The following is a 26,472-nucleotide window of genomic DNA, read 5'->3' on the forward strand; positions in this document are numbered from 1 at the left end:
AGATCATGCCTTGGCGAAGGATTCTCAAGGTATTTTTGACGATTGGATAAACGCGGGCGCAAGTTTTGCCTCGCACCCACGGCAAAGCGCGGGTTATGGGGGGCCATGCGAATTTTGATCTTCGGCCTCGGCTATAGCGCCAAGCGGATCGCGGCCCGGCTGCAGGGCGCTGGCTGGGACATCGAATCGACCGGCAGCGACGGCACGCTGGAATTTGCCGACCGTGACGCGGTTGCCGCCGCGCTGGGTCGGGCCGATGCGATATTGTCCTCCGTCCCGCCGGCAAAGAGCGGCGGCGATCCGGTGCTGGAAACGCATGGGGAAGCGCTGGCGGGTTTTCGCGGCTGGCGCGGCTATCTCTCCTCAACCGGGGTTTATGGTGATGCGCTCGGCGCTTGGGTGGACGAGGCATCGCCCACCGGCACGGGCCGCCGCACGGCGCGCGCCGAAGCGGATGCGCATTGGCTGGCGGCAGGTGCCTGCGTCTTTCGCTTGCCCGGCATCTATGGCCCCGGCCGCAGCGCGTTGGAGCGGGTGAAAGAGGGCCGCGCCCACCGGATCGACATTCCGGATCAGGTCTTCAGCCGCGTCCATGTCGAGGATATCGCCCAAGGGGTGACACTGGCGCTCACGGGCAATGCGCCGCCGGGGGCATATAACCTGTCCGACAAGCTGCCGTGTCCGCAGAACGAACTGATCGAGGAGGCATGCCGCCTCTTGGGCGTGGCCCCTCCGCCACTACAGTCGATGGAGGAGGCCAACCTGTCCCCCATGGCGCGCGGGTTTTATGCAGAGAACCGCCGCGTCGCGAATGGGAAAGCGAAGCGGGTGCTGGGCTGGGACCCTGCCTACCCCACCTATCGCGAAGGGTTAGTCGCCTGCCTCGCGGATGGCGGTTTCGGCGGATAAGGGCGGCTCAGCGGGCGGTTTCGCCTTGGTGCGAACCGCGATGATCAGGCCGGCCATTGCCAGCACCACGCCGCCCGCGGCCATGGCGCTCCATTCATAGCCCTCGAACGCGGTCGACAGCCCCATGGCGATGGGCGGCACCGCCACCCCGACATAGGCGGCATGGCCTGCGCCCATCGAACGCACCAGACCGAAATAAAGCGGGAAGGTCAGCACCGAACCGATCAGGCCGAGATAGGCGATACCGCCATAATAGCGCCAATCGGATGGCCATGTCGGCGCGCCTTCCAGCGCGATCGAGATCGCGGCATTGACGATCGTGCCGATCAGCATCGCCCATGCCAGCATCGGGATGAACGGCTGACGATGCGCAGCCTCGGTCGCCTGGCTGATATTGGCAACCGAGGCGGACAGCATGGCAAGCGTTGCCAGCACGATTCCCGCCAGCACGCCGCCATCGAGCCCCGCCTTGGTGTATTCATGCGCGAACAGCAGGAAGATGCCGCAGATCGCGATGCCCGAACCGACGAAAAAACGCCGGGAACTGGTCTGCCCCAGCACCAGCCGCGCAAGGATCGCGTTGGGCACCAGAAGCAGCGCGAAGAACACCGCGACGATGCCCGATGTCAGATACATTTCTGCCCGATAGACGAACTGGAAATTGCCCACGAACTGGGTGATCGCGACGATGATCGTCACCGGCGCCCAGCCCGCTTTCAGCCGCCAGCCATCGCCGCGCACCGCGGCCAGCACGAACATGCCGATGCTGGCAAGCGCGAAGCGCAGGGTGATCGACCAGCCCGCGCTGGCCGTCCCGACCTGGTCCTTGATGACGAGCCAGGTCGACGACCAGATCAGCACGCACAGAATGAAGGGAAACCAGCGCCTCAGCGCGGATGGCTCGCCCATGTCTAAAGCGCCGCCAGTGCGGCAGCGAGAGCGCCTGCGTCTTCCTCGCTGGTGTTCCAGCAGGTGACGAAGCGCGCCGAGCTGTCAGACCAGTCGTAAAAGGCGAAACCTTGATTGCGCAGCGCCTCGCGCTCTGGCGCGGTCAGCGTCATGAAGATCTCGTTCGCCTCCACCGGTTGCAACAGGCGGTCGGGCGCGGCCTGCGCGATGGTCTGCGCCGCGGCATTGGCGGCGCGGCCATTGGCGAGCCACAGATCATCGTCGAGCATGGCGTGAAGCTGCGCTGCGAGATAGCGGCCCTTCGACTGCAATTGCCCGGCGCGTTTTCGGCGGCGGCGCGCTTCCATGGCAAGGCCGGTGTCGAACACGACCAGCGCCTCCGCGCTCATCCCGCCATTCTTGATGAAGCCGAAGGAAAGCGTGTCGATCCCATGCGCGGGCCCCGCATCGGCGGGCGCGCAGCCCAGATGCGCAACCGCATTGGCGAAACGCGCCCCGTCGAGATGGACGCGCAGGCCCCTTTCGCGGGCAAAAGCCGTCAGTGCGGCGAGTTCGCCTGGCGAATAGACGCGCCCCTCTTCCGTCGCCTGCGTCAGAGCCAGCGTATGCGGCTGCACGCGGTGCACATCGTCGCGGATCGGGTCGATGACCTTGGCGATACCCTCAGGCGTGACCTTCGCGCCTTCACCGCCTGCCAGCATCAGCTTTGCGCCATGGGTGTAGAATTCGGGGGCGCCGCCTTCATCCGCCTCCACATGGGCGTCGTAATGGCACACGATGCCGGCAAAGGGCGGGGTCAGGCAGGCGAGCGCCAGCGCATTGGCCGCCGTACCGGTGCTGGTCCAGATAACCGCGCACTCCCGCCCGAACAGTGCCGAAAAGCGCGCATCCAGCGCCTGCGACAGCGCATCGCCATCATAGGGCATATCAGGCCCATCGGCGGCGCGCATCGCATCCCACACGCGGGGATGGACGCAGGCGGCATTGTCGGAAACAAAGAGTCGCGTAAGGGCTGTCATGCGCTGCCCATGCTTTGCTGCAGGTCCACGCGTCAAGCGCGGCTTTGAAAGCCCCGAATATCAGCCCAGATGGTCGGCCTCGCCATGGCGCTTCAACTCGTCGCCCTGCAGGGTGACGACATGGAGCAGGTTGGTCGCCCCCGGCACGCCAAAGGGCACGCCCGCCAGCACCACGAGCTTTCCGCCGGCTTCTCCGAAACCGTGGCGCAGTGCCATGCGCTTGCCCTTGGCGATCATCTCTTCGAAGCTGCCGATGTCCTTTGTCCGCACCGGATGCGCGCCCCACAGAAGCGTCGTGCGCCGCGCCGTCACCTGCGAAGGCGTGAGCACCAGCAGCGGCACCCGCGGACGTTCGCGCGCCACGCGGCGGGCCGAAGACCCCGACGAGGTGAACACCGAAACCGCCGAAATGCGCAAAGTCCGCGCGATCGAGGCGCAGGCTTCGGCCAGCGCGTCGGAGGTCGTGGGATCGGGCTCTCCGCGCGACAATGCGATGCGCACGTCATAGCCCGGATCGTTCTCGACCTGCTTGGCGATGCGGTCCATGATCGTCACCGCTTCTTCGGGCCACTGGCCCGCCGCGGTTTCGGCCGAGAGCATGACCACGTCCGCGCCGTCATAAACCGCGTTCGCCACATCCGACACCTCGGCGCGGGTGGGCGCGGGGCTCTCGATCATGGATTCGAGCATTTGCGTCGCCACGACCACGGGCTTGCCCGCGCCGCGCGCCTGCTCGACGATGCGCTTTTGCAGCGGCGGCACTTCTTCGGGCAGCAGTTCGACGCCCAGATCGCCGCGCGCGACCATGATGCCATCGGACATCTCGATCAGCTGCGACAAGTGGCGCACGGCCAGCGGCTTTTCGATCTTGGCCATCAGCGCGCCATAGCCGCCCATCAGCTTCCGCGCCTCGGCAAGGTCTTCGGGCCGCTGGACGAAGGACAGGCCGATCCAGTCCGCCTTGTGCTGCACGGCGAAAGCAAGGTCGCGGCGATCCTTGTCGGTCAGCGCGGGGATGGGGATTTCCGCGTCGGGCACATTCACGCCCTTGTTGTCGCGGATCACGCCGCCCACTTCGGCGGAGCACAAGATCTCGTTCTCATCGGCGCGAATGACGCGCAGGCGCAGCTTGCCATCGTCAAGCAGCAGGCGCTGGCCCTTTTCCATCAGACCGAAAAGTTCGGGGTGCGGCAGCTGGACGCGGGTTTCATCGCCCGGCGTGGGATCGCGGTCCAGGGTGAAGTGCCGCCCGTGCGGGATCACCGCCTTGCCGCCCTCGAACTTGCCGACGCGCAGTTTCGGGCCCTGCAGGTCGCACAGGATGCCGATCGGGTGCCCGGTCTTAAGCTCCAGCGCGCGGATCGCGTTGAAGGTCTTTTCATGGCTCGCATGGTCGCCATGGCTCATATTGATGCGGAACGCATCGGCCCCTGCCTTGTGCAGGCGGGCGATCATCTCCGGGTCGGTGCTGGCCGGCCCGAGAGTGGCGAGGATCTTGACCTTGCGGTCGCGCGGTTCGAACTTGGCCAAGGGAAAGGTCCGCTTCTTGCTGTGTTGTTGGCTGGCTAGCGTTTGCCCTACCGGTTACAGGGCGACCCGCGCAAGCTTTGCAGCGGTCCCGTGCACCGCAAAATCAGATTATTGGAGCGTATCATGAGTGATCCCATCGACCAGTTGCCCGACGATGTCGCCGCAGCCGCATTCCGCCGATTGGTCAAACACCTGCGCCATCGCCACGATGCCCAGAATATCGAGCTGATGGGCCTTGCCGGTTTCTGCCGCAATTGCCTTGCCGACTGGATCCGCGACGCCGGGTTCGAGGGCGACAAGGCCGAGGCGCGCGCCGTTATCCACGGGATGGAGATGGACGAATGGAAGACGAAGTTCCAGACGCCCGCCACCGACGAACAGCTGGCCCGCATGGAAGAGAGCCTGAAGCGGAACGCCGTCGCACCGGCTTCGGAATAAGGCAGAACGGGCCAGTTTGGGGATAAGTATGCCCCCCGGTGCTTCACCCGCGCCGGGGCTGCCCCTATCAGGCCCGACTTCAACCGATTCTGTGACACCGATTCCTTTTGCGGAGCTGACCAGCCATGGCCGAAGCCGAAAACACCGACGATCGCCTGCGCCTTCTGATCGAGCGCGTCGAGCGCCTTGAAGAAGAGAAGAAGGGCATCGCCGACGACATCCGCGACGTCTACGCCGAGGCGAAGGCCGTGGGCTATGACGTCAAGATCATGCGCCAGATCGTGCGCATCCGTAAGATGAAGCCCGACGACCGCCGCGAGATGGAAACCATCCTCGAGACCTACAAGGCGGCGCTCGGCATCGAGTAAGACAGGAGCCTCTCCCCTCCTTGCATCGCGGCGGCGACCGGGTAGAACCGGCGGCGTCCATATCGAAGCGCAGACGAGAGGAGAGAGTTCATGCCCAATCCCTGGAGCAATCGCGGTGACGGCGGCGGCATGGTGGTCACCACCACGACTTCGGTCGAAGGCCGCCCGGCTGTCGAATATCTCGGCATCGTCACCGGCGAGGTGATCGTGGGCGCGAACCTGTTCCGCGATCTCTTCGCCTCGATCACCGATCTGGTCGGCGGGCGTTCTGGCAAGTACGAGGAAGTGCTGGCCCGCGCGCGCAAGGAAGCCCTGGCCGAAATGCGGCAGGAAGCCCTCTCGCTGGGCGGCAATGGCGTGATCGGTGTCGACATCGATTACGAGGTGCTGGGCCAGAATGGCTCGATGCTGATGGTCTCGGTCTCGGGCACTGCTGTCATTCTCGAATAGGCGACACTTGACCCAATACCGTATTCGCCGCGCCCGCGCCGACGACGCCGCCGGCTGCGCTGCGCTCTATGCCCCCTTCGTCACCGACACATGGGTCAGTTTCGAGACCGAGCCGCCCACGGCTTCGGAAATGCTGCGCCGCATCCGGGATTTCGGCCAGTCGCACGGCTGGCTGGTCGCGGTGAAGGGGACGCAGGTCATCGGCTATGCCTATGGCAGCCCCCACCGCACCCGCGCGGCCTATGGCTCATCCTGCGATGTCGGCATTTATGTCGACCCGGACTATGCCGGGCAGGGCGTCGGGCGGGCGCTGATGGACGAACTGCTGCCGATGCTGAAAGAGCGGTTCCATGCCGCCTTTGCCGGGATCGCGCTACCCAATGACGCCAGCATCGCCCTGCACGAGGCCTGCGGATTTACCCCGGTCGGCGTATATCGCGAGGTTGGCTGGAAGCTGGATGGCTGGCGCGATGTCAGCTGGTGGCAGCGGCTGCTTTAGGTGAGGTGGCATATCAACGCGATGTCAACGATAGGCGGGCATCAACCTGAAACGCCAACCAGCTTTATGCGGAGTAGAACCTTGCAGCCATTCAAATGGGCTTTCCTGACATGCGCGCTGATCTCCCTGTCGTCCTGTACCGAAATGGCAACGCGCAATGCCCAGCGGGGCTTGGCGGAACGATGTGAGGCCCGGGGCGAGAACATGCGGATAATCCCGGATGAACCGGTCAAGGAAAAGGGGTTGCTCGGCTATGTCTCGGCCTCCGGAAATTGCCTTGCCCCTGGGGAGGAAGGTTATGAAGACGCGATGACGATCGAGGAATATCGAGCGCAGCAATAGGTCATGCCCTGATAAGGGCAGCCGAACCCTAATCCCCCCGAAAATTCAGTTCTATCCGCGCGCCTTCCGGGCCGATGACGAAGATCTGGCGCACGCCCGCCACGGCGCGCAGGTCGTTTTCGAAACATTGATGCCCCGCGCCGTTCAGGCGGGTGAGGTAAGCGTCGTAACCGCTGCAGGCAAAGGCGACATGGTTGATCGGGCCCGGCTCGCTCCCGCCGGGCCGCGTGTTCACATGCACCAGCGCATTGCCCACATCGTCGAGCATCCAACTGTTCCAGTCAGGGTCCATCCCCGGCGGCGGCGAAGGGGTGAGGCCGAGCATGTCGCGGAAGAACGCAACCGTGGCGGCAAGGTCGGAGGTACTGATATTGATGTGGTCGATCCGGCTGATCGTCATGTGATTTCGCCTAATTGGGGCCAGTTTCGGGCGCTCTAGCCACCCCTGTGCTTGCCCTTCCCCGCCCGGCTGCTGTAAGGGCGCGCCACACCAGAGATTCAGAGGACGAGAACGGCAATGGCCGGCCATTCCAAATTCAAGAACATCATGCATCGCAAGGGCGCGCAGGACAAGAAGCGCTCTGCCATGTTCTCCAAGCTTTCCCGAGAGATCACCGTCGCTGCCAAGATGGGCGCGCCCGATCCCGACATGAACCCGCGCCTGCGCCTGGCGGTCAACAACGCCAAGGGCCAGTCGATGCCCAAGGACAATATCCAGCGCGCCATCGACAAGGCTTCGGCGAACGAGGGCGATGATTACGAAGAGATCCGCTACGAAGGCTATGGCCCGGGCGGCGTGGCGCTGATCGTCGAGGCGCTGACCGACAATCGCAACCGCACCGCGACCAATGTGCGCACCGCGTTTTCGAAGAATGGCGGCAATCTCGGCACTGCGGGTGCGGTTGCCCACGGTTTCGAACGGCTTGGCATGATCGAATATCCCGCCAGCGTCGGCGGTGAGGACACAGTGCTGGAAGCCGCGATAGAGGCGGGCGCCGACGATGTCGAATCCAGCGATGACGGCCATGTCATCTGGACCCAGATGGAAGCGCTGCACGAAGTGGCGGGCGAACTCGAAAAATCGCTGGGCGAGGCGGAAAACGTCAAGCTCGCGTGGAAGCCCAACATCACCGTCGATTGCGACGAAGGCACGGCGCAGACGCTGCTGAAGCTGATCGACGCGCTGGACGACGATGACGATGTCCAGACCGTCTGGGGCAATTACGACATCTCTGACGAGGTGATGGAGAAGCTGGGCGAGTGATCGTCCCCAAGGCTTCGTCATGATCGTTCTGGGCCTCGACCCTTCGCTCACCTGCACCGGATGGGGCGTGGTGAAAAGCGAGGGGGCGCGGCTGACCCATGTCGCCAATGGCCAGATCGCCAGCAGCCCCAGGGAAGAGATCGCCGACCGGCTGGCTGCGCTTTACGCCGCCGTGACGGAGGTGATCGTGCGCTATCGCCCCGATGTCGCGGCGGCGGAGGAAGTGTTCCTCAACAAGAACCCGCAATCGACGCTGAAGCTGGCCCACGCGCGCGGCGCGGTGCTGGCCGCCTGCGGCGCGGCAAGGCTGGGCGTGCACGAACATTCGGCCAAGGTGGTGAAGAAATCGGTCGTCGGCACCGGCGGCGCGGACAAGAAACAGGTGCAGGCGATGCTGAAAGTGCTGCTGCCCGGCGCGAAGGTCGCCGGTGCCGATGCCGCCGATGCGCTGGCCGTGGCGATCGCGCATGCGCATCTGGGACCACGACATTAATTAACGCAGTTGGCTGTCCTTGCTGCCGCGCCGGTTGATGGCGCTGTGCCGCACGGCCTTGTCCTGCCCCGACTGGCACGCGATGCAGCGCCTGACGCCGGGCAGCGCCTTGCGCCGCTTTTCGGGAATCGTCTCGCCGCATTCGGCGCAATATTTCAGGCTTTCGCCCGCGGGAATGCGCGAGCGCGCCCCTGCGACGGCATCGTTCACCGTGTCGTCGATCTGGTCCTGAACCGCGCCATCGCGCGACCATCCACCTGCCATTATCTCATTTCCTCTCTTGCTCTTGGGCGGGGCTCTCCCATCTCTTGGGGCATGACCGACACCGAGGATGCGCGCTGGATGCGCGAGGCGCTTGACCTGGCCACCAGCGAAAAGGGCACCGATCCCGCCAACACGCCGATCGCGGCGCTTGTCGTCCATCAAGGTAGGGTGCTTGCCAAGGGCGTCAACCGCACCGCCGAAGACTGCGACCCCACCGCCCATGCCGAAATCGTGACCCTGCGCGCTGCCGGGAAAGAGGCTGGCGAGATGCGGTTCGAAGGCGCGACGCTCTATTCCACGCTGCAGCCGTGCGGCATGTGCACTATGGCCAGCATCTGGGCGGGCGTGTCGCGCATCGTCTATGGCGCGGGCCGGGGCGATGTGCACGAGATGTATTTCGAGGACCGGCACCTCTCGACGCTCGATTACATCGCCGATGCCTATAAGGACGATCTCAGCCTTGAAGGCGGGGTGCTGCGCTGCGACTGCGCAAAACTGTATTTCGGACCCGAGGACGACGTGCCCGAAGAGATGCAGGCGAATGACTGAACCGGGATAAACCGCTCCGGCGTGTTCCCTTCCCGTTCCGCCTGCGCTAGCGTCCCGCCCCATGATCGCAAAGCTATCAGGCAGGCTTGACGAGACCGGCACAGACTGGGCCGTGATCGACGTTCAGGGCGTGGGCTATCTCGTCCATTGTTCGGCGCGCACATTATCGGCGCTGGGCGAAGTGGGTGAGGCGTGCACCGTCTATACCGACCTGCAGGTTTCCGAAAACGACATGCGCCTGATCGGCTTTGCCAGCGGGGCGGAGCGGGACTGGTTCCGCCTGCTGAACGCGGTGCAGGGCGTGGGATCGAAAATGGCGCTGGCCGTGCTGTCGGCGCTCTCTACCGAGGAATTGCAGAAAGCCTGCGCGCAGGGCGATACCGCCATGGTCGCGCGGGCCAAGGGCGTGGGGCCGAAAGTCGCAGGCCGCATCGTCAACGAGCTTAAGGACAAGGCGGGCGGCCTGCCCACCGCGCCGGGATCGCCCGGCATAGCGGCTGCGCCTGCCGGCAGTGCCAGCGCCGATGCGGTGTCGGCGCTCGAAAACCTCGGCTTCAAGCCCGCCGTCGCGGCGAAGGCCGTGGCAGAGGCACAGGGCGAGCTGGGCGAGGACGCAGGCGAAAGCGCGCTAATCCGGCTGGCGTTGAAGAAAGCGTCGGGGTGAAACCGCAATTCTCCTGGCGGCGCAGGCTGGCTGGCGTGGCAATCGCCCTGCTGATGATCGCGATCTTCATCGCGATCGAGGAATGGCAAGCGGCGCAATGCAGGGCGGATGGTGGACATTGGCAGCGGACCGGCATCGGTCAGGGCTGTCATGGCGATGGAAAGGGGTTTTACTGATGGGACTGGCACGCAAAATCTCGCTTGTCGCCGCAATGGGTGCAGCCATGCTCACCGCCCCTGCGCCAGCGCAGGATATGCCCGAAACCATGCAGCCCGGCCCCGTCTTCTCTTTCGGCCCGGTGGCCGAAATCGACAGCGACATGCCGATCCCCGGAGAAACCGAATTTCGCGTCGCTTTCGACCTGTCGAAGGGCGCCGATGCGGGAGAGGTCAATCGCGGGCTCGTCAGTCTGGCGCGGTTCTTCAACATGCATGCAAAGGCGGGCGTGGCTGAAGAGGACATTCACCTTGCCGTGGTGGTGCATGGGCCTGCAGGCATCGACCTCTTGAACGAGGCGGCCTATGCGAGGCATCACGAGGGGGCGACCAATCCCAACGCAAAAATCATCGCCGAACTGCTGAAGCATGATGTCCAGATCATCATCTGCGGCCAGAGCGCGGCAATGATGGGAATCGAGAAGAGCGATCTTCTTCCCGGCGTTAAAATGGCGCTTTCGGCCATGACTGCCCACGCGCTGCTGCAGCAGCAGGGATATACGCTGAACCCGTTTTGATGAAGCGCGCCGCCATCCTTGCCGCAGTCGCCGGTGCCTGTGCCGTGCTCGCATGGCGCGCCATGGCCTGGCTGGCGGTCGATGATTGCCTCGATGCGGGTGGCGCTTGGGATTACAATAGAGATATTTGCCGGACGCAATGACCGAAGAAACCCCGATCCATTCGCCCGAGCGTCAGCCCGAGGACCCGGATGCCGCCCTGCGCCCCAAAACGCTGGTCGAATTCGTCGGGCAGGAAGCGGCACGCCAGAACCTGCGCGTATTCGTCGAGGCGGCGAAGTCGCGCGGCGAGGCAATGGACCACGTGCTGTTCTTCGGCCCTCCCGGACTTGGCAAGACGACATTGGCACAGATCGTCGCGCGCGAACTGGGCGTGGGGTTCCGCGCGACCAGCGGGCCGGTGATCGCCAAATCGGGCGATCTCGCCGCGCTGCTCACCAATCTGGAAGAGGGCGACGTCCTCTTTATCGACGAGATCCATCGCCTCAATCCCGTGGTCGAGGAAGTGCTCTATCCCGCGATGGAGGATCGGGCGCTCGACCTCATCATCGGCGAAGGCCCGTCGGCGCGCAGCGTGCGGATCGATCTGCCGCCCTTTACGCTGGTCGGCGCGACGACGCGGCAGGGGCTGCTGACCACGCCCTTGCGCGACCGTTTCGGCATTCCTGTCCGCCTCAACTTCTACACGGTAGAGGAGCTGGAGAAAGTCGTCAGCCGCGGCGCACGCCTGCTCGACATCGGGATCGATGCTGGCGGGGCGACCGAAATCGCCCGCCGCTCGCGCGGCACGCCGCGCGTTTCGGGCCGCCTGCTACGCCGCGTGCGCGACTTCGCCAATGTCGCAAAGGCCAGCACGATCACGGCGAAGATCGCCGATGATGCCCTTACCCGGCTGGAGGTCGATTCCCTCGGCCTCGACGCGCAGGATAGGCGTTACCTCCACATGATCGCCGATATCTACAAGGGCGGCCCCGTTGGCGTCGAAACGCTGGCCGCCGGGCTTTCCGAACCGCGCGACACGATCGAGGAGGTGATCGAACCCTATCTGATCCAGCTCGGCCTGATCGCCCGCACCGCGCGCGGGCGCTGCCTCAACGACAGGGGGTGGCAGCATCTCGGGCTCACCCCGCCATCGGGCGCGATGCCGCAGGGCGGTTTATTCGACAACGGTAGCGGAACGACGGGCGGCTGAGCTGGGCGATGGCCTGGGATGCAGCCAGCGGCGCATCGGCATCTCGAACCAGTAAAAGCTCATGGCCGATATTGTGATGGCAAGGACGAGCGTCACGACCAGCCAGTTCACCGGACCGCCGATCGCAATGACGCGCGCGTCGAATTCAAAGAGCAGGTTCACGATGATCGGGTGAATCAGATAGAGCGAGAAGCTGATGTCCCCCAGCCATTTGACCGGCTGCCACGCCAGAAACCGGCTCGCCGGACCACCATCGTCGGTGGCAAGGCAATAGATAAGCAGCGGATAGACCGGCAGCATGTACCACGCCTCTGTCCGGGTGAGCATCGGCACGGCGTAGATCGCGATCAAAATGACGACGGCCAATAGGCTGGTAAACCCCGAGCGCACGAGATTGCCTTTGGCCACGGCGAAGCGGAACGCCACCCAGCCTCCGCCAAAGCCGATCAGCGCGCGCGCGAACGCGATCCATGCCCCGGTCGGCGATGGCGATTCGTATAATGAAACAGCGAGCGCGGCCGCCAGCGGCAGGACAATCGCCATGGCCAGCCTGCGCGGAAGGCGCTGGCCGAAATAGACCAGCAGCGGGAACAGCGTGAAATAGACCCACCATTCGACCGAGATCGACCATGACACGAAGTTCCACGGCTGCTCGCCCCCGATGACGGGTATGGTGGAGGTGAGGAAGATTTCATCCAGAGCATGGCCGGGCGCGATCCGGTCTGGAAGCGGATCGCCGTTCATGCGCGCGACGATTATCGCGGCAATGGTAATCAAGAGCGCGGTGGCTATGTGCAGCGGGTATATCCGGGCAAATCGCGCCTGCGCAAAGGAAAGCCAGTTCAGCGGGCGACCGATATAGACATAGGCCATGACGAAGCCCGAGAGCACGAAGAAGATATCGACCATCGGCTGGCCCGGCAGGCTCCAGCTTGCACCGGCCTCGTCCGCGGCATGCTTTATCACGACCCCCAGGGCCGCAACTCCGCGCAGACCCGTCAGCTGACGGATGTTCCTTCCTCGTTCAACCAAACCGCCATTCCTGCGCCAGCGTAAGTCTTGGGGGAAACCATGGCGGGCACAGTTATAGGGCGCAGATGCGCGATATTCCGACGACTATTGCGGGTTCTAGCCCCATTGCGCAGTTTTTCGCGCGGCTTGACGCCTTGTCGGCTCGGCTCGTCGGGCCTTGGCTTAGGATACGGGGCAGCCATTTCATGGCGTTGGTCGAAAAAACCGCGCAATCGCGCCGATCGTGCCTATATGTGGTTCCCCTAAAGAGGCCCGAAAACGGGTCCGAACCGTGAGAGGAGAACGAAGATGCGAAAGATCGCATTGGCCGTCGCCATGTGCGGCGGGCTTTTGGCGTCCCCGGCGCTGGCCAACCCCGATACGCAGGAAATTACCGTTTCGGTCGGTGACCGCAGCGGCAATGTGCAGCAGCGCGTGGCGCTGGTGAGCGAGATCCGCGATGCCGCGCGCGAAGTGTGCACCGTGGGCCGCGTCAACAAGGGGCCGATGAACGACCGCCAGAAATCTTGCTTCCGCCGCGCCATGATCGATGCGCGCGCGCAGCTGGCCGATATGGAGCGCGACCGCGCCATGCGCTCGGGCGGCTGAACCCATATTGTATCACTGACGAAAACGGGCGGTCCCCATGCATGGGGCCGCCCTTTTTCATGGGCGACGCGTTAACCCGTCTTATGTTCGCCGATGCTGGTCGACGCCTTGTCGCCCGGATTCGCCGCCTGCCGATGCAGGGCGGTATCTGGTCGAACCCCAGCCGCCTGCCCACCCGATGCAGCATAAAATGGCCTTCGCGGCGCAATCCCGCCCGCCCGATACGAAGGACAGAACGATGCGCAACATCGCACTCATATCCGCGGCGCTTGCCGCAACCCTTTCCCTCCCCGCGCAGGCAAACGAGGTCACGCGTCACCGCTCGGTAAAGGCCACCGCCGCAGATTTCGCCACGCCCGAGGGGCTTGCCCGATTGGAGCGGCGGTTACGAAGCGCGGCTCGGGTTGTCTGCCGCGATCATCACCCCCGCTCGCACCCACCGACCGATGCGGAACAACGCTGCTATCGCCGCGCCATGCTGAATGCGCGCGCCCGCATGGCCGAGCTGCGTGAGGAATATGGCACCCGCAAGGGCGGCTGATCGAATGGAACGGCTGAAACAGAAAGGGCGGCCCTTTGCCGGGGCCGCCCTCTCCTTTTCGTGTTGGTAAAGCGCGCGCTTATTCAGCGGCGAGCTTACGCAGAACGTACTGCAGGATGCCGCCGTTCTTATAGTATTCCATCTCGTTCGCGGTATCGATGCGGCACAGCACATCGAAGCTGAACGAGGTGCCGTCGGCGCGGGTCACCTTGACGGTGATGTCCTGGCTCGGCTTCAGATTGTCGAGACCCTCGATGGTGAAGCTGTCGTCGGCCTTGAGGCCCAGCGTCTCGCGGGTATCGCCTTCCTTGAACTGCAGCGGCAGCACGCCCATGCCGACGAGGTTCGAGCGGTGGATACGCTCGAAGCTTTCGACGAGGACTGCGCGAACGCCCAGCAGGATGGTGCCCTTCGCCGCCCAGTCGCGCGAGGAGCCGGTGCCGTATTCCTTGCCGCCGATGACGACGAGCGGGGTACCGTCCGCCTTGTGCTTCATGGCAGCGTCGTAGATCGCCATCTGCTCGCCGTTATAGGTGGTGTAGCCACCCTCGACGCCCGGAACCATTTCGTTGCGGATGCGGATGTTGGCGAATGTGCCGCGCATCATGACTTCATGGTTGCCGCGGCGCGAACCGTAGCTGTTGAAGTCGGCCTTCGCGACCTGGTGCTCGGTCAGGTAGCGGCCCGCGGGGCTGTCTTCCTTGATCGAACCGGCGGGCGAGATGTGGTCGGTGGTGACCGAATCGCCCAGGATCGCCAGCGGCTTGGCATCCATGATGTCGTTCACCGGCGCGGGCGTCATGCCCATGCCTTCGAAGTACGGCGGGTTGGCGACATAGGTCGAACCGGCGCGCCACTGATAGGTGTCCGAACCCTCGACATTGATCGCCTGCCAGTGCTCGTCGCCCTTGTAGACGTCGGCATAACGGGCCTGGAACATGTCGCGGCTGATGGCGCCGGCCATGACTTCGGCGACTTCGGCGTTGGTCGGCCAGATGTCCTTCAGATAGACTTCCGAGCCGTCCGAACCGGTGCCGATCGGGGTTTCGGTGATGTCCTGCGTCACGGTGCCCTTCAGCGCATAGGCGACGACGAGCGGCGGCGATGCGAGGAAGTTGGCGCGAACGTCGGGCGAGACGCGGCCTTCGAAGTTGCGGTTGCCCGAAAGGACCGAGGCGGCGACGATGTCATTGCCGTTGATCGCCTTCGAGATCGGCTCTGCGAGCGGACCCGAGTTGCCGATGCAGGTGGTGCAGCCATAGCCGACAAGGTCGAAGCCGATCGCGTCGAGGTGGTCCTGAAGCCCTGCCTTCACGAGATAGTCGGTCACGACCTGCGAACCGGGAGCGAGCGAGGTCTTCACCCAAGGCTTGGGGGTCAGGCCCTTTTCATGCGCCTTTTTGGCGACGAGACCGGCAGCCACCAGAACCGAAGGGTTCGAGGTGTTGGTGCAGCTGGTGATGGCGGCGATCACGACGTCGCCGTCGCCGATGTCATGGCCTTCGCTGTCGACCGGAACGCGCTTGGCCGAAGCCTTTTTGTACAGCTTTTCGAGGTCGGTGTTGAACAGCTCGTCGACCTTGTCGAGGGCGACCTTGTCCTGCGGGCGCTTCGGACCTGCGAGCGAGGGGACGACGCTGCCCATGTCGAGTTCGAGCGTGTCGGTGAAGATCGGCTCGGGATTCGAGGGCGAGAACCAGAGGCCCTGTTCCTTGGCATAGGCTTCGACGAGCGCGATCGCGTCTTCGTCACGGCCGGTAAGGCGCATGTAGTCGAGCGTCTTTTCATCGATGCCGAAGAAGCCGCAAGTCGCGCCATATTCGGGCGCCATGTTGGCGATGGTAGCACGGTCGGCAAGGCTCAGCTTCGCGGTGCCTTCGCCGTAGAATTCGACGAAGCGGCCCACGACGCCCTTTTCACGCAGCATCTGCACGCAGGTGAGGACGAGGTCGGTCGCGGTGATGCCCTCGGCCATTTCGCCGGTCAGCTTGAAGCCGACGACTTCGGGGATGAGCATCGAAACCGGCTGGCCCAGCATCGCGGCCTCGGCCTCGATACCGCCAACGCCCCAGCCCAGAACGCCAAGGCCGTTGATCATGGTGGTGTGCGAATCGGTGCCGACGCAGGTGTCGGGATAGGCGATGTCAGCGCCCGACGGGTCCTTCGAGGTCCACACGCCCTTGCCGATGTGCTCCAGGTTCACCTGGTGGCAGATGCCGGTGCCCGGGGGGACAGCGTAGAAATTGTCGAGGCTCTTCGCGCCCCACTTGAGGAAGTCATAGCGCTCGGCGTTGCGCTGATATTCCAGCTCGACGTTCTTCTCGAATGCCTTGGGGTGGCCGAATTCGTCGACCATGACCGAGTGGTCGATGACGAGGTTCACGGGAACCTGCGGGTTGATCTTCTGCGTGTCGCCGCCCAGCGCCGAGATCGCATCGCGCATCGCGGCAAGGTCGACGACGCAGGGAACGCCGGTGAAATCCTGCAGCAGCACGCGCGCGGGGCGATACTGGATTTCGGGGTGCGGGGCCTTGGGGTTCTTCTGCCAGTCGACGATCGCCTTGGCATCGTCCTTCGACACGGTGAAACCCTCGTCCTCGAAACGGAGCATGTTCTCAAGCAGGACCTTGAGCGAGAAGGGGAGTTTGGAAACATCGCCCAGCGTTTCCGCGGCCTTGGCCAGCGAGTAATATGCGTATTCCTTACCGCCGACGGTCATCGTCGAGCGGGTGCCGAGCGTATCGTTGCCAACTGCTGTCATGCGAGCTTTTCCCTTTTTGATCTGTCGCGCGCCGTCACTGGCCAGGCTGGCAGGACTCGCGCGGGGTGTTGCGGGTGCACAATATGTTTGCGCGCGCGATGGGCCGAAACGGCGTTTTCGTCAAGGCGAACATGGCTCAGACAAAAGGACTATATCGCGCCCATGCCCGCCGAAATGCGCGGATTCAGCCGCCAGAAAGCCAAGTACGGGGATAATCGCTTCCCACCGCTCGTCTGGAACCGTGCAATGGCGCATGTCGTTCCCATGGGGAGAGGCTGGACGCGCATATATGCGACAGGCGCGCAGCCACCGGGGCTTGATAGGGAAAGTAGTCAGATGTCCGCCACCACGAAATTCGCTGGTCTCAATCGTTTGCTGGGCGGCGCAGGGTTGTTTGCCTTGTGCGCCGGCGCGATGTCGCCTGGGGCCATGGCGCAGCAGGCGCCGAATGCGCGTCCCGGCACCGTGATGGTTCGCGAATTGCCGGTGAGCCAGCCGGCGAAGCAGGACCCGGCATCGACTGTCACCACCGATCCGGCAGCTGTCGGCGGACAGCCTGTATCGCCCGCCCCCACCGGACAGGCAGCTCCCAACGGACAGGCGGCAATGGAATCGAGCCCGGTCGTGCAGGAATTGCCGACCGATTATTTCCAGGCCGCCCCCACGTGGCAGGTCGCGCAGGCAGAGCAGCTTCTCGCCTATATCAAGAATATCGGGAACGAGGGGCTGTTCGCCGCCGACTACAAGCCCGAGGAATTGCAGGCCGCGCTTGCCTCGGGCGATCCGGCGAAGCTGAACGAAACCGCGACCCGGCTGTTCACATGGTTGGCCGAAGACCTGCGCGATGGCCGCACCGAGATGGATTCGCGCCGCCAATGGTTCGTGGAGGACCCGGACTGGAAGCTGACCCCGATCAAACCTCTCCTCGAAAAGGCGCTGGCAGGGCGCGCGGGCGCGAACAGCAGTGGCGGGATCGTCGCGGCGCTCGATTCGCTCAATCCCGTGCACCCTGACTACGCGGTGCTGAAGCAGATGCTGATGGAAACGAGCGAGGGCGACGCCGATGCCCGCGCCAAGATCCGCGCCAACATGGACCGCTGGCGCTGGCTGGGCCGCAATCTGGGCAGGAACTATCTTCTCACCAATGTGCCCGAATATCAGCTGCGGCTGGTGGTCAATAACAAGGTCCACACCTCCTTCCGCACCATCGTCGGCAAGCCGGGGCGCACCGCGACCCCGCAGCTGGCAGAGACGGTGGAGGGCGTGATCTTCAACCCGACATGGACGGTGCCGCAGTCGATCGTCGTGGGCGAAGGGCTGGGCGCAAGAGTGCTGGGCAATCCCGGCTGGGCGCGCAACAATGGGTACAAGGGCTACAAGAACGATGCGGGCATGACGATCGTCGTGCAGCAGCCGGGGCCGGGCAATTCGCTGGGCCTGATGAAGCTCGACATGCCCAATCCGCATGCGATCTTCCTGCATGACACCCCGGCAAAGGCGTTGTTCAATTCCGACCAGCGCGCCCGCAGCCACGGCTGTGTGCGCACCGAAGACGCGATGAAGCTGGCCATGATCCTTGCCAAGGGTCTGGGCGGATTGTCGAGCGAGGAAGCGGTCGAGATCGCCAATTCGCGCAAATACACGCGGGTCCCGCTGGAAAAGGAGCTGCCCGTCTACATCACCTATTTCACCATGGCGCGTGACATTGATGGCGAGATGCGGAGTTTCGACGACATCTATGGCCGTGACGAGCCGGTGCTGGCGAGCTTTGCCGCGCCGCGTCAGTTGAAGCACGGCCAGCACAAGACCAGCGAGGAAGTCGTCGCGATCGAGAATCCGGGGCTGTAAGCGCCCCGGCCCTTTCCGGCGTCAGCCTATGCCAAGCTTGTCGGCATAGAGCAGACGTCCGCCCGACAGGTGCCAAAGCGCCTCGTTGAAATCGGCGGGGTCCATCGCGAAGCAGCCGTTGGAGCGGCCCAGCCGTCCCCATTTCTCGACATGTGCCTTGGTCGCATATTCGGCCGGATGCGCGACGATATAGCGCGGCAGGGCATTGGAATTATCGTCGTCCAGCCCGCCCAGCCGGATCGAGGTGCCGTATTTCCCCTTGTACCATTCATAGGTGACATAGGCGCCCCGGCTGGTCGCGTTCGACCCCGGCACGTTGGAGAAATCATTGAGCCAGCCGTCATGCTCCGGATCAGAGCCGGTGCCATGGGCGACAAGGAAGCTCTTTACCGTCCCCGCCTCTATATTGGCGAAATGAAAGCGCGGGACCGAGGAGTGGACCCCGAAATCCGCAATTCCCGCAATGTCGCGCCGCCACAATGTTTCGCCGTGCTGTGCGATCTTGTCGCGGGCAAGGTCGAGGATGCGGCGCTGCTGATCGGTAAGGCTGGTCGCGGCGGCAAAGGCCTTCGCCGGAAGGGCGGCGGCGGCAGCGCCGACGGCAGCGGTCCTGATAAGGCCGCGACGCCCAATCCTGAGCGCTGAAATGGATTTGGATATGGTTTCCGGTCCGTTCATCCTGTGACTTTACCACAGTTCGGGACGCGAATGAATTAACGGTCAAGATTGTCCCGAAACGGTTAGTCTTGGCTAAGCACCATCGTGTCGCCTTCGATGGCGACCTTGTCGAAACGCTGCAGGAAGCTCTGGCCCAGCAGCGTGACCGACAGGCCTTCGGGAATCACCGCGGCCTCGACATCGCGGATCTCGGTTCCGTTCAGTTCGATGCGGTCGATCATCATCGGCACGCCTTCGACCACGCCGCTGGCGCCGCGGGCAATGGGACGGACGTCGGATTCGCTCCAGTAAAGGCCCGCCGCGCGGGCATCCTCGCCTGTCAGCGCCACGAAGCTGGCGCCGGTATCGACCAGCACGTTCATCTGCGCGCCCTCGATGCTGGGCGATGCATAGAAATGCCCGTCGACTTCACGCCTTAGCCGAATCGCGCCGCCATGCATGTCGCCGGACGCCGACGGGACCGGACCGGACAGGGCCAGTGCCTCGCCAACTGGCGTTGGCGGCATATCGGCAGCATTATCGCCATTATCCGACATGCCGGTGACGACTGCCCCCACGGCGCACAGGCCAAAGACGCCCCAGAAGATCTTGTGCATCTCGCTCATGCCGCCAGCCTAGGGCGGCATGCTTAAGTAGCGGTAAAACTGGCGCGGAATTACGCCTATTCGGCGGGTTCGGTGGCTTTTCCTGCATCCGACATGCCGCCCTCGATCTCGGCGGCCTTGGCTTCCACCAGCTTGACGATATGGTCGAGCATGTCGGCGCTTTGCACGTGGTGGTCGGTCACGCCCGACAGATAGACCATGTGCTTGCCATTGCCGCCACCGGTGATGCCGATATCGGTTTCACGCGCTTCGCCAGGCCCATTGACCACGCAGCCAAGGACCGAGAGCGACAGCGGCGTCTTGATGTGCTGCAGCCGTTCTTCCAGCGCCTGCACCGTGCGGATCACGTCGAAACCCTGCCGCGCGCAGCTGGGGCACGACACCACGCGCACGCCGCGGGTGCGAAGGCCCAGCGCCTTCAGGATTTCAAAGCCGACGCGCACTTCCTCTTCCGGCTCTGCCGAAAGCGAGACGCGCATGGTGTCGCCAATCCCGGCCCAGAGCAGATTGCCCATGCCGATCGAGGATTTGACCGTGCCGCCGATCAATCCGCCCGCCTCGGTAATGCCAAGATGCAGCGGGCAATCCACGGCTTCGGCAAGGCCCATATAGGCAGCGACGGCGAGGAACACGTCGGACGCTTTCACCGCGACCTTGTATTCGTGGAAATCATGGTCCTGCAGCAGCTTGATGTGATCGAGCGCCGATTCCACCAGTGCCTCGGGACAAGGCTCGCCGTATTTTTCGAGGAGGTCCCGTTCGAGGGAGCCGGCATTCACGCCGATGCGGATGGCGCAGCCATTGGCCTTGGCCGCGCGCACGACTTCGGCGACGCGCTCGCTCGATCCGATATTGCCGGGATTGATGCGCAAGCAGGCCGCGCCCGCGTCGGCGGCTTCCAATGCGCGTTTGTAATGGAAATGGATGTCCGCGACGATCGGCACCTGCGCGGCTTTCACGATCTCACCCAGCGCATCGGTCGATTCGGTATCGGGGCACGATACGCGGATGATGTCCGCGCCCGCATCCTCGCACCGGCGGATCTGGTCGATCGTCGCTTTTGCGTCGCTGGTCAGCGTGTTGGTCATGGTCTGCACGCTGATCGGGGCATCGCCGCCGACGGGCACGCTCCCAACCATGATCTGGCGTGACTGGCGGCGCTCTATCATGCGCCACGGACGGATTGCTGCGATACTGTCTGAGGACATGGGTGCTGCCTATACAGCCGCTTAGCGGGATGGGCAATTGACGAAGGCGGGTTAGGAAGCCTTCCGAAACCGTCCACGCCCCGTCGCGGCACGATTGCGCGTGCCGGTGCGTTACGTCATTCCTAAAGGCGCGCCAGCATCAGGAGACAGACGATCTTGGACCAGCAGCTTTACGACGACCAGACCGGCGAGGAGGCGCTGCTGTTCGCCCGCGTGCTGGATGGCAAGGGCGGCGGGCGCAAGATCGACTGGGAGGAGGCGCGTAGCTGGACCCCGTCGAAGCTGCACCCCGAAGAAGTGCTGTGGATGCATATCTGCCGCAACCAGCCCGGCGTGCAGGACTGGCTGGAGGGGATGATGCAGATCCCCGAACCCACGGCGGAGCTGCTGGTATCCGACCAGACCCGCCCGCGCGCCTTTCGCGAAGGGCAGACCATCGTCGCCACGCTGCGCGGCATCAATTTCAACCCCAATGCCGAGCCTGAGGACATGGTCTCGATGCAGATGTGGTGCGACGGGCGGCGGCTGATCACGCTGCGCCGCCAGCGGCTGCAGACGCCGCGCGACACGCTGGCGGATATCGACCAGGGGATCGGCCCCACCGATGCCGGATCGCTGATCACCCAGCTGACCGAACACATGATCGCGCGGATGAGCGCGTCGATCGTCGATATGAACGAGCATATCGACAAGCTGGAGGACCAGGACCCCGAAGACGATGCCGAGGAAATGCTCGCGCAGATCACCACGATCCGCCGCAACTGCCTTGCCTTGAAACGCCACATGAGCCCCCAGCACGAGGCGCTGGAGCGGATCAGCCGCGATGCGCCCAGCTGGTTCGAGGACCACGACCGCCGCGAAATCGCCGAGACCATCGAACGGCTGCGCCGCTTCCTTGACGATATCGACATATCCAAGGAAAGCGCCGTCGTGCTGCAGGATGAAATCCGCGCCCGAGCGGCATCCAGCAGCGAAAAGGCGACCTATATGCTCACCATCGTGGCGGGCATCTTCCTGCCGCTGGGATTCGTGACGGGGCTTTTGGGCATCAATGTCGGCGGCATGCCGGGGGTCGATGACGGCAATGCCTTTTGGGAAGTGGTCGCCATGTGCGGCATGATTCTTGCCGTGCAGTTGTTCCTGTTCTGGAAATGGAAATGGCTGTGATGCGCCGTCCTTAGGGGGTTTCCCCTAGGTTTGGGTCGATCCGCACGTAACATCCCGGTGTCATTACCAGTGCGGTAACCGGATCGCTTCACGCCATTCGGCTACGGTTCTGCCCCCAAAGCCCCGGCCGCCCCCGGGCGTCGCTTGGGGAATGCCCGGCAGGCGGCAGGTGGGTTCGGCGTTAAGGTTCCCTGGTGCCCATCTTCCGCCGCCGGGCGTTTAGCCAGGCACGCCATCCAGCTTCAGCTCATACAGGAATTCATCGTCGCGGTGGCTGCCGACCCAGAAGTCGATATCGGCGATCTTGGCGAAACCATATCGCTGGTAAAATCGCTGCGCGCCGTAATTCTCGCTCCACACCGATAGCTGGATCGCATCGCAGCCGCGTTCGCGCGCCTCGTCCAGCGCCCATTCCATCAAGGCCGCGCCCAGCCCCGATCCGGTCATCCCCGGCGCGGTGTAAAGCTGGCCCAGCCCCAGCGGATTGCGCGCGTCGGAATGCTCGGCATACTCGCTTTCCAGCACCAGCTTGCAATAGGCGAGCAAGGTGCCGTCCTCGCCCACCGCCAGCCGGTAGAGCCGTTTGGGATCGGCGATCTGCGCGGCGATCGCCTCGGGCGCATAGGCGCTTTTCAGGAAAGCGCCGAGATCTTCCTCCCGGTAGAGATGGGCGAAGGCGGCGCAAAAGCTGTCACGCGAAAGATCGGCCAGCGCCGCGGTATCGTCGGGCGTTGCGAACCGCATCGTATAGCGCGTCACGATCCGCTCCAATCGGCCGCGATCCGGCCCACCTGCGCCAGAACCGCTTCGCTTTCAGGGTTCATCTCGGTCTCCGTTTCAGGGGTCACGTAATAGGCCGCCACAGCCAGCGGGGTGCCGCCGGCGGGGATCATCAGGCCGATATCGACATAGGTGCTGGGAAAGCCCGGCCACAGGCTGGTGCCCGTCTTGTCACCCACCCACCATTCATCGGGCACACCGGCACGAAGGCGGCGTGTGCCGGTGACGGTGTCGGCCATCCACTGGCGCAGGGTTTCGCGCGAATCGCTTTCCAGCACATCGCCGGTGGTCAGCCGCGCCACGGTGCGGGCCATCGCCTCGGGCGTGGTGGAATTCTCGGTCGTGCCCGGCGGGATGCGATTCAATTCCGGCTCATAGGCATCGAGCCTGCTGACATCATCGCCGATTGAGCGCCAGAACGCAGTCAGCCCCTTTGGCCCGCCCAGCCGCCTGAGCAGCAGATTGGCCGCAGCATTGTCGCTGGTGACCTGGATCGCCCTTGCCAGCGTACGGATCGGCAGCGCGCCCTTCCCCGTCGACTCGTCCAGATTGCGCGTGGTGACAGGGGACACGGCCATGAGATCGTCGCGGGTGTAGGGCAGCATCTCTTCGGGATCGAGCCGGCCCGCATCGACCTCCCGCCACATCAGCGCTGCCAGGCTGAGCTTGAACGAGGAGCAATGACAAAATCGCCTCGAGGATTGCCACACGATATTTTCCCCGTTCGCGATGTCGAGGATGAAGGCTCCCAGAGTACCGCCCGCCTGCGTATCCAGCGCGCGCAGGGCGGCGAGAGCCTGCTCACCGCGATCGGGTGACGCGGCAGGCACGGCCTCCACGGCCGGGCCGCAGCCGGTGGCATATGCGGCCAGTCCACCCAATGCGACCGCCCCCAGATCCCGGCGGCTGATCCTTGCCTTCATGACGTCGCCCTCCCTCATTTCCACGCACGGGGCGATGGAGCGAAACCGCCTGCCGGGTCAAGCAGGCCGACCGCAATGCAGCATGCAGGGCGAATCACCCTCACCCCACCGGCCAAGCCGTTACGATGTGCGCGAAACGCCGCAGCGCGGCGGATTGATCCGATTTGGGGCTAAATTCTGCGCCATCCCATTGAAAAACGCTGCACTTTCGGCCAGATGCGCAAGTGAAGCGGTCATCGCTTCTTCACGGCCATCCCGAACTGGGTCATCTTTCTTCACAGAGCCGCGGCGTATCGCGACTGCGAAATCTCCCATGCTGAAATTATGCGTGGCAGCAGGGGCTTATCATAGATTCTGTACTTTTATTTCTTGAACCGGCCATAATTCTATTGTTAGTGGACTCGTCGGATCATCAGAACTGATGATGAATTATATTTGACGATTGCGTACTAAGTTCGCATGCCTGCGAATATGACACACTCGTCGGTTTCGGGGCTTGAATCGGGTCGCATCTGCCGTTGGGGGATGGCTCTGCGCGCTCGAACTCGTCCTGATCGCGCTGCCGCGTCATGCCCATGACCATGGGGCGGCAGCGCGACTTCCCCGAAGATCGGGATCAAGACATGCCACAGATCGGCTGCGATACCGGGCAGGATCGTGATGCGGACCCCGCGTCTGCTCAGCCGCTTTCCGCCCCTGCCAAATCAACTGAAAACATTATGTCGACCCCGGCCCAGCCCGAGACACCGTCGAGAGCCCCCATCGGCATGATCTTCGGGCTGGTGCTGGGCTGCGTCCTGTGGGCGATCATCATCGCCGGCATCATGCTGGCGTGGAGCGTTCTTGGCAGCTGATCCGGCTGCCCGTGCGCGATCAGCGGGCGCGGGCCTGGCTATAGGTGCCAAGCATGCGCAGGTGCTTCGAATAAAATCCCAGCTCCTCCAGCGCGCGGTCGACCGCCGGCTGTCCCGGCGCACCCACGATATCGGCGTAGAACTCCGTAGCGGCGAAGGCAGCGCCCTTCTGATAGCTTTCCAGCTTCGTCATGTTGACGCCATTGGTCGCAAACCCGCCCAGCGCCTTGTAAAGTGCGGCAGGGATGTTGCGCACCTCGAACACAAAGGTCGTCATCGCGGTCCCCGCGACCGTTGCCGGGTCCAGCGCATCCTTTGCCAAGAGCACAAAGCGGGTCATGTTGTCATGCGCATCCTCGATGTCGCGCGCGATGACAGTGAGGTCATAAAGCTCGGCGGCCATGGCAGGCGCGATGGCGGCCAGCTGCGGGTCGCGGCGCTCGGCCACGGTGGCGGCGGCGCCCGCCGTGTCGGGATGGTCCAGCGGCACCAGCCCGTCGGCGCGCAACCGGTGGCGGCACTGGCCCAGCGCCTGCGGATGCGAAATCACGGAAGTGAACGGCCCGGCTCCCACCGCCATCAGCGTGTGATGGATTTCCATGAAATGCTCACCCGTGATGGCGAGCCCCGATTCCGGCAGCAGGAAATGGATGTCGGCCACACGCCCGTTCTGCGAATTCTCGATCGGGATGATGGCGCGGCGCGCGCGCCCTTCCTTTACCGCATCGATCGCATCGGCGAAGGAGAAGCAGGGAAGCGGCAGGCAGTCCGCATCATATTGCAAGGCCGCGATATGCGAATTCGCCCCCGGCGCGCCCTGAAACGCCACGGCGCGGTCCGGTTCGGCCAGCGCAGCGGCTGTCATCTCCTGCACCAGCGCCATGGCAGGCGCGGCATAAGGGCGGGCAAGGTCGGTCGCTGCGGGCGACGAAGGATCGGGCGAACTGCTCATGAGGCGATGCCGTTAGGCCACACCTGCGCCTGTGCCAAGTACAGAAACTGCGCACAATGATGGGGTAGGCACCATGAAACGCCCTTGTCATGCGGCGAACGCTTATTTAGAGCGCTGCGCGAGCCTTCTTGGCTCCGGGACGATCGCAATAAACACACGCTCACTGGCAGATGGATATTTCTTGAGATGGACGGCAAGCTCAACACGATCTTTGGCTGGACCCTGTTTGGTGGCGTTGTCGCGCTCGGCCTCTCCAGCGTCAGCTCGCATATCTTCGACAGCGAACGCCCGGAGGAGCTGGGCTATGTGATCGAAGGCGTGGAAGCAGAAGGCGGTGAGGAAGGTCCCTCGCTTGCCATGCTGCTGAGCACGGCCGATGTTGCCAAGGGCGAAGCGATCTTTGCCAAGTGTCAGGCCTGCCACACCATCGCGTCGGGCGGCCCCAATGGCGTTGGCCCCAATCTTTACGGCACACTGGGCGAGGCGATTGCCACCGGCAGGGGCGGCTATGCCTTCTCCGACGCGCTGAAGTCGCATGGCGGCAGCTGGACGTTCGAGAACATGGACGCATGGCTGACCAGCCCGCGCGCCTTTGCCCCCGGCACGAAGATGAGCTTCGCCGGCCTTGGCAATGCCGAGGACCGCGCCAACATCATCGCCTATCTGAACGCGCAAGGGTCGAACCTGCCGCTGCCCGAGGTCGAGGCCCCGGCAGAGGAAGAAGGCGCCGAGGAAGGCGTTGAGGCACCCGCAGAGGTGACCGCCGCAGCTGCCGATTCGGATGCAGGAACCACCCCAGCGGTCGCCGCCGACACCGACACCACCGCTCCGGTCGAATAAGACCAGCGATCAAGCAATTACGAAGCCCCCGCCCGGCCCCATGGCCCGGCGGGGGTTTTCGTTTGGCGCTTG

Annotated in this window: 32 protein-coding genes; 19 read left to right on the top strand and 13 right to left on the bottom strand. The window is 64.0% G+C overall.

Features of this window, described 5'->3' with window-relative positions; translation table 11 throughout:
- Positions 1-105: 105 nt before the first annotated feature.
- On the top strand, positions 106-909 hold the full coding sequence (locus A9D13_RS10080) for a Rossmann-fold NAD(P)-binding domain-containing protein (protein WP_066772994.1): 804 nt from the start codon (positions 106-108) through the stop codon (positions 907-909).
- On the opposite strand, the gene A9D13_RS10085 is transcribed toward A9D13_RS10080, so the two are convergent.
- Genes A9D13_RS10085 through pyk form a run of 3 tightly spaced genes read right to left on the bottom strand, consistent with a single transcriptional unit; the run spans position 871 to position 4,367 of the window.
- Positions 871-1,818, bottom strand: coding sequence for a DMT family transporter (locus tag A9D13_RS10085; protein ID WP_066772996.1), 948 nt, complete (start codon positions 1,816-1,818; stop codon positions 871-873). The genes A9D13_RS10080 and A9D13_RS10085 overlap by 39 nt on opposite strands.
- A 2-nt stretch (positions 1,819-1,820) precedes the next feature.
- A complete protein-coding gene (locus A9D13_RS10090) occupies positions 1,821-2,837 on the bottom strand; it encodes a threonine aldolase family protein (protein ID WP_066772998.1) in 1,017 nt (338 codons plus the stop codon).
- A 60-nt stretch (positions 2,838-2,897) separates the two neighbouring features.
- The gene (gene pyk / locus A9D13_RS10095; RefSeq protein WP_066773000.1) at positions 2,898-4,367 is read right to left on the bottom strand and encodes a pyruvate kinase; all 1,470 of its coding nucleotides are present in this window, start codon (positions 4,365-4,367) and stop codon (positions 2,898-2,900) included.
- 123 nt (positions 4,368-4,490) lie between these two features.
- Here pyk and A9D13_RS10100 point away from each other — a divergent pair, with 123 nt between their 5' ends.
- The 5 genes from A9D13_RS10100 (at position 4,491) to A9D13_RS10120 (ending at position 6,464) form a co-directional block, all read left to right on the top strand.
- Entirely contained in the window at positions 4,491-4,805 is a 315-nt protein-coding gene (locus A9D13_RS10100) for a DUF1244 domain-containing protein (RefSeq protein ID WP_066773002.1), read from the top strand.
- A 125-nt stretch (positions 4,806-4,930) separates the two neighbouring features.
- A complete protein-coding gene (locus A9D13_RS10105; protein WP_066773004.1) occupies positions 4,931-5,173 on the top strand; it encodes a DUF2312 domain-containing protein in 243 nt (80 codons plus the stop codon).
- A 129-nt stretch (positions 5,174-5,302) separates the two neighbouring features.
- Positions 5,303-5,623, top strand: a complete 321-nt coding sequence (locus A9D13_RS10110) for a heavy metal-binding domain-containing protein (protein ID WP_066773991.1) — start codon at positions 5,303-5,305, stop codon at positions 5,621-5,623.
- Between the two features lie 7 nt (positions 5,624-5,630).
- A complete protein-coding gene (locus A9D13_RS10115; RefSeq protein WP_066773006.1) occupies positions 5,631-6,122 on the top strand; it encodes a GNAT family N-acetyltransferase in 492 nt (163 codons plus the stop codon).
- An 81-nt stretch (positions 6,123-6,203) separates the two neighbouring features.
- The gene (locus A9D13_RS10120; protein WP_066773008.1) at positions 6,204-6,464 is read left to right on the top strand and encodes a hypothetical protein; all 261 of its coding nucleotides are present in this window, start codon (positions 6,204-6,206) and stop codon (positions 6,462-6,464) included.
- Between the two features lie 28 nt (positions 6,465-6,492).
- On the opposite strand, the gene A9D13_RS10125 is transcribed toward A9D13_RS10120, so the two are convergent.
- Entirely contained in the window at positions 6,493-6,864 is a 372-nt protein-coding gene (locus A9D13_RS10125; protein WP_066773011.1) for a VOC family protein, read from the bottom strand.
- A 117-nt stretch (positions 6,865-6,981) separates the two neighbouring features.
- Between A9D13_RS10125 and A9D13_RS10130 the strand changes: the two genes are divergently transcribed.
- A complete protein-coding gene (locus A9D13_RS10130) occupies positions 6,982-7,728 on the top strand; it encodes a YebC/PmpR family DNA-binding transcriptional regulator (RefSeq protein WP_066773013.1) in 747 nt (248 codons plus the stop codon).
- A gap of 19 nt (positions 7,729-7,747) precedes the next feature.
- The gene (ruvC, locus tag A9D13_RS10135; protein WP_066773014.1) at positions 7,748-8,221 is read left to right on the top strand and encodes a crossover junction endodeoxyribonuclease RuvC; all 474 of its coding nucleotides are present in this window, start codon (positions 7,748-7,750) and stop codon (positions 8,219-8,221) included.
- Here the strand turns inward: ruvC and A9D13_RS10140 are convergent, their stop codons facing one another.
- A complete protein-coding gene (locus A9D13_RS10140) occupies positions 8,222-8,485 on the bottom strand; it encodes a DksA/TraR family C4-type zinc finger protein (protein WP_066773016.1) in 264 nt (87 codons plus the stop codon). It abuts the gene before it with no gap.
- Positions 8,486-8,536: 51 nt separating this feature from the next.
- Here A9D13_RS10140 and A9D13_RS10145 point away from each other — a divergent pair, with 51 nt between their 5' ends.
- The 5 genes from A9D13_RS10145 (at position 8,537) to ruvB (ending at position 11,623) form a co-directional block, all read left to right on the top strand.
- Positions 8,537-9,034: a nucleoside deaminase gene (locus A9D13_RS10145; protein WP_066773018.1), complete on the top strand. Its 498-nt coding sequence runs from the start codon at positions 8,537-8,539 to the stop codon at positions 9,032-9,034.
- A gap of 61 nt (positions 9,035-9,095) precedes the next feature.
- Positions 9,096-9,698 carry a Holliday junction branch migration protein RuvA gene (ruvA, locus tag A9D13_RS10150; protein ID WP_066773020.1) on the top strand — a complete coding sequence of 201 codons (603 nt, stop codon included), beginning with the start codon at positions 9,096-9,098 and terminating at the stop codon, positions 9,696-9,698.
- Positions 9,695-9,874: a hypothetical protein gene (locus A9D13_RS20485; RefSeq protein ID WP_156521997.1), complete on the top strand. Its 180-nt coding sequence runs from the start codon at positions 9,695-9,697 to the stop codon at positions 9,872-9,874. Before ruvA ends, A9D13_RS20485 begins: the two co-directional genes overlap by 4 nt.
- On the top strand, positions 9,874-10,431 hold the full coding sequence (locus A9D13_RS10155) for a DsrE family protein (protein WP_066773022.1): 558 nt from the start codon (positions 9,874-9,876) through the stop codon (positions 10,429-10,431). Before A9D13_RS20485 ends, A9D13_RS10155 begins: the two co-directional genes overlap by 1 nt.
- A gap of 139 nt (positions 10,432-10,570) precedes the next feature.
- Positions 10,571-11,623 (top strand): Holliday junction branch migration DNA helicase RuvB, encoded by a 1,053-nt coding sequence (gene ruvB, locus A9D13_RS10160; protein WP_066773027.1) that lies wholly within the window; start codon positions 10,571-10,573, stop codon positions 11,621-11,623.
- Here the strand turns inward: ruvB and A9D13_RS10165 are convergent.
- Positions 11,588-12,655, bottom strand: coding sequence for an acyltransferase family protein (locus tag A9D13_RS10165; RefSeq protein ID WP_082922265.1), 1,068 nt, complete (start codon positions 12,653-12,655; stop codon positions 11,588-11,590). The two genes, ruvB and A9D13_RS10165, sit on opposite strands and share 36 nt — an antisense overlap.
- Positions 12,656-12,943: 288 nt before the next feature.
- On the opposite strand from A9D13_RS10165, the gene A9D13_RS10170 reads away from it, so the two are divergent.
- Both A9D13_RS10170 and A9D13_RS20825 read left to right on the top strand, forming a co-directional pair.
- Complete coding sequence (locus A9D13_RS10170; protein ID WP_066773031.1) at positions 12,944-13,243, top strand: UrcA family protein; 300 nt, start codon at positions 12,944-12,946, stop codon at positions 13,241-13,243.
- A gap of 238 nt (positions 13,244-13,481) precedes the next feature.
- A complete protein-coding gene (locus A9D13_RS20825; protein WP_172808144.1) occupies positions 13,482-13,784 on the top strand; it encodes a UrcA family protein in 303 nt (100 codons plus the stop codon).
- Between the two features lie 79 nt (positions 13,785-13,863).
- On the opposite strand, the gene acnA is transcribed toward A9D13_RS20825, so the two are convergent.
- The gene (acnA, locus tag A9D13_RS10180) at positions 13,864-16,545 is read right to left on the bottom strand and encodes an aconitate hydratase AcnA (RefSeq protein WP_066773036.1); all 2,682 of its coding nucleotides are present in this window, start codon (positions 16,543-16,545) and stop codon (positions 13,864-13,866) included.
- Positions 16,546-16,881: 336 nt separating this feature from the next.
- On the opposite strand from acnA, the gene A9D13_RS10185 reads away from it, so the two are divergent.
- The gene (locus A9D13_RS10185) at positions 16,882-18,393 is read left to right on the top strand and encodes a L,D-transpeptidase family protein (protein WP_229665228.1); all 1,512 of its coding nucleotides are present in this window, start codon (positions 16,882-16,884) and stop codon (positions 18,391-18,393) included.
- 21 nt (positions 18,394-18,414) lie between these two features.
- Here A9D13_RS10185 and A9D13_RS10190 read toward each other — a convergent pair whose 3' ends face one another.
- From A9D13_RS10190 to ispG, 3 genes are all read right to left on the bottom strand, one after another.
- Complete coding sequence (locus A9D13_RS10190; protein ID WP_066773041.1) at positions 18,415-19,071, bottom strand: murein L,D-transpeptidase catalytic domain-containing protein; 657 nt, start codon at positions 19,069-19,071, stop codon at positions 18,415-18,417.
- Positions 19,072-19,133: 62 nt separating this feature from the next.
- Entirely contained in the window at positions 19,134-19,676 is a 543-nt protein-coding gene (locus tag A9D13_RS10195) for a retropepsin-like aspartic protease family protein (protein WP_066773043.1), read from the bottom strand.
- Between the two features lie 56 nt (positions 19,677-19,732).
- Positions 19,733-20,884, bottom strand: coding sequence for a flavodoxin-dependent (E)-4-hydroxy-3-methylbut-2-enyl-diphosphate synthase (ispG, locus tag A9D13_RS10200; protein ID WP_066773045.1), 1,152 nt, complete (start codon positions 20,882-20,884; stop codon positions 19,733-19,735).
- A gap of 153 nt (positions 20,885-21,037) precedes the next feature.
- On the opposite strand from ispG, the gene A9D13_RS10205 reads away from it, so the two are divergent.
- On the top strand, positions 21,038-22,051 hold the full coding sequence (locus A9D13_RS10205; RefSeq protein ID WP_066773051.1) for a zinc transporter ZntB: 1,014 nt from the start codon (positions 21,038-21,040) through the stop codon (positions 22,049-22,051).
- A 219-nt stretch (positions 22,052-22,270) separates the two neighbouring features.
- Here the strand turns inward: A9D13_RS10205 and A9D13_RS10210 are convergent, their stop codons facing one another.
- Both A9D13_RS10210 and bla read right to left on the bottom strand, forming a co-directional pair.
- A complete protein-coding gene (locus A9D13_RS10210; protein WP_308420359.1) occupies positions 22,271-22,810 on the bottom strand; it encodes a GNAT family N-acetyltransferase in 540 nt (179 codons plus the stop codon).
- Positions 22,807-23,754 carry a class A beta-lactamase gene (gene bla / locus A9D13_RS10215; RefSeq protein ID WP_172808145.1) on the bottom strand — a complete coding sequence of 316 codons (948 nt, stop codon included), beginning with the start codon at positions 23,752-23,754 and terminating at the stop codon, positions 22,807-22,809. The genes A9D13_RS10210 and bla overlap by 4 nt, the downstream gene beginning before the upstream one ends.
- A 575-nt stretch (positions 23,755-24,329) precedes the next feature.
- Between bla and A9D13_RS10225 the strand changes: the two genes are divergently transcribed.
- Positions 24,330-24,608, top strand: coding sequence for a hypothetical protein (locus A9D13_RS10225; protein WP_066773055.1), 279 nt, complete (start codon positions 24,330-24,332; stop codon positions 24,606-24,608).
- A gap of 19 nt (positions 24,609-24,627) precedes the next feature.
- On the opposite strand, the gene A9D13_RS10230 is transcribed toward A9D13_RS10225, so the two are convergent.
- A complete protein-coding gene (locus A9D13_RS10230) occupies positions 24,628-25,560 on the bottom strand; it encodes a prephenate dehydratase (RefSeq protein ID WP_082922268.1) in 933 nt (310 codons plus the stop codon).
- 186 nt (positions 25,561-25,746) lie between these two features.
- On the opposite strand from A9D13_RS10230, the gene A9D13_RS10235 reads away from it, so the two are divergent.
- Positions 25,747-26,400, top strand: coding sequence for a c-type cytochrome (locus A9D13_RS10235; protein WP_066773058.1), 654 nt, complete (start codon positions 25,747-25,749; stop codon positions 26,398-26,400).
- Positions 26,401-26,472 lie beyond the last annotated feature (72 nt).

Origin of the sequence: Croceicoccus mobilis (assembly GCF_001661965.1) — a bacterium.
Classification (GTDB): Bacteria; Pseudomonadota; Alphaproteobacteria; order Sphingomonadales; family Sphingomonadaceae; genus Croceicoccus; species Croceicoccus mobilis.

Bases quoted from the DNA above. Each gene is read 5' to 3' on its own strand.
- A9D13_RS10080 (WP_066772994.1), top strand. From the start codon at position 106: ATGCGAATTTTGATCTTCGGCCTCGGCTATAGCGCCAAGCGGATCGCG.
- A9D13_RS10085 (WP_066772996.1), bottom strand. From the start codon at position 1,818: ATGGGCGAGCCATCCGCGCTGAGGCGCTGGTTTCCCTTCATTCTGTGC.
- A9D13_RS10090 (WP_066772998.1), bottom strand. From the start codon at position 2,837: ATGACAGCCCTTACGCGACTCTTTGTTTCCGACAATGCCGCCTGCGTC.
- A9D13_RS10100 (WP_066773002.1), top strand. From the start codon at position 4,491: ATGAGTGATCCCATCGACCAGTTGCCCGACGATGTCGCCGCAGCCGCA.
- A9D13_RS10105 (WP_066773004.1), top strand. From the start codon at position 4,931: ATGGCCGAAGCCGAAAACACCGACGATCGCCTGCGCCTTCTGATCGAG.
- A9D13_RS10110 (WP_066773991.1), top strand. From the start codon at position 5,303: ATGGTGGTCACCACCACGACTTCGGTCGAAGGCCGCCCGGCTGTCGAA.
- A9D13_RS10125 (WP_066773011.1), bottom strand. From the start codon at position 6,864: ATGACGATCAGCCGGATCGACCACATCAATATCAGTACCTCCGACCTT.
- A9D13_RS10130 (WP_066773013.1), top strand. From the start codon at position 6,982: ATGGCCGGCCATTCCAAATTCAAGAACATCATGCATCGCAAGGGCGCG.
- ruvC (WP_066773014.1), top strand. From the start codon at position 7,748: ATGATCGTTCTGGGCCTCGACCCTTCGCTCACCTGCACCGGATGGGGC.
- A9D13_RS10140 (WP_066773016.1), bottom strand. From the start codon at position 8,485: ATGGCAGGTGGATGGTCGCGCGATGGCGCGGTTCAGGACCAGATCGAC.
- A9D13_RS10145 (WP_066773018.1), top strand. From the start codon at position 8,537: ATGACCGACACCGAGGATGCGCGCTGGATGCGCGAGGCGCTTGACCTG.
- ruvA (WP_066773020.1), top strand. From the start codon at position 9,096: ATGATCGCAAAGCTATCAGGCAGGCTTGACGAGACCGGCACAGACTGG.
- A9D13_RS10155 (WP_066773022.1), top strand. From the start codon at position 9,874: ATGGGACTGGCACGCAAAATCTCGCTTGTCGCCGCAATGGGTGCAGCC.
- ruvB (WP_066773027.1), top strand. From the start codon at position 10,571: ATGACCGAAGAAACCCCGATCCATTCGCCCGAGCGTCAGCCCGAGGAC.
- A9D13_RS10170 (WP_066773031.1), top strand. From the start codon at position 12,944: ATGCGAAAGATCGCATTGGCCGTCGCCATGTGCGGCGGGCTTTTGGCG.
- A9D13_RS20825 (WP_172808144.1), top strand. From the start codon at position 13,482: ATGCGCAACATCGCACTCATATCCGCGGCGCTTGCCGCAACCCTTTCC.
- acnA (WP_066773036.1), bottom strand. From the start codon at position 16,545: ATGACAGCAGTTGGCAACGATACGCTCGGCACCCGCTCGACGATGACC.
- A9D13_RS10185 (WP_229665228.1), top strand. From the start codon at position 16,882: ATGTCCGCCACCACGAAATTCGCTGGTCTCAATCGTTTGCTGGGCGGC.
- A9D13_RS10190 (WP_066773041.1), bottom strand. From the start codon at position 19,071: ATGAACGGACCGGAAACCATATCCAAATCCATTTCAGCGCTCAGGATT.
- A9D13_RS10195 (WP_066773043.1), bottom strand. From the start codon at position 19,676: ATGAGCGAGATGCACAAGATCTTCTGGGGCGTCTTTGGCCTGTGCGCC.
- ispG (WP_066773045.1), bottom strand. From the start codon at position 20,884: ATGTCCTCAGACAGTATCGCAGCAATCCGTCCGTGGCGCATGATAGAG.
- bla (WP_172808145.1), bottom strand. From the start codon at position 23,754: ATGAAGGCAAGGATCAGCCGCCGGGATCTGGGGGCGGTCGCATTGGGT.
- A9D13_RS10225 (WP_066773055.1), top strand. From the start codon at position 24,330: ATGACCATGGGGCGGCAGCGCGACTTCCCCGAAGATCGGGATCAAGAC.
- A9D13_RS10230 (WP_082922268.1), bottom strand. From the start codon at position 25,560: ATGAGCAGTTCGCCCGATCCTTCGTCGCCCGCAGCGACCGACCTTGCC.
- A9D13_RS10235 (WP_066773058.1), top strand. From the start codon at position 25,747: ATGGACGGCAAGCTCAACACGATCTTTGGCTGGACCCTGTTTGGTGGC.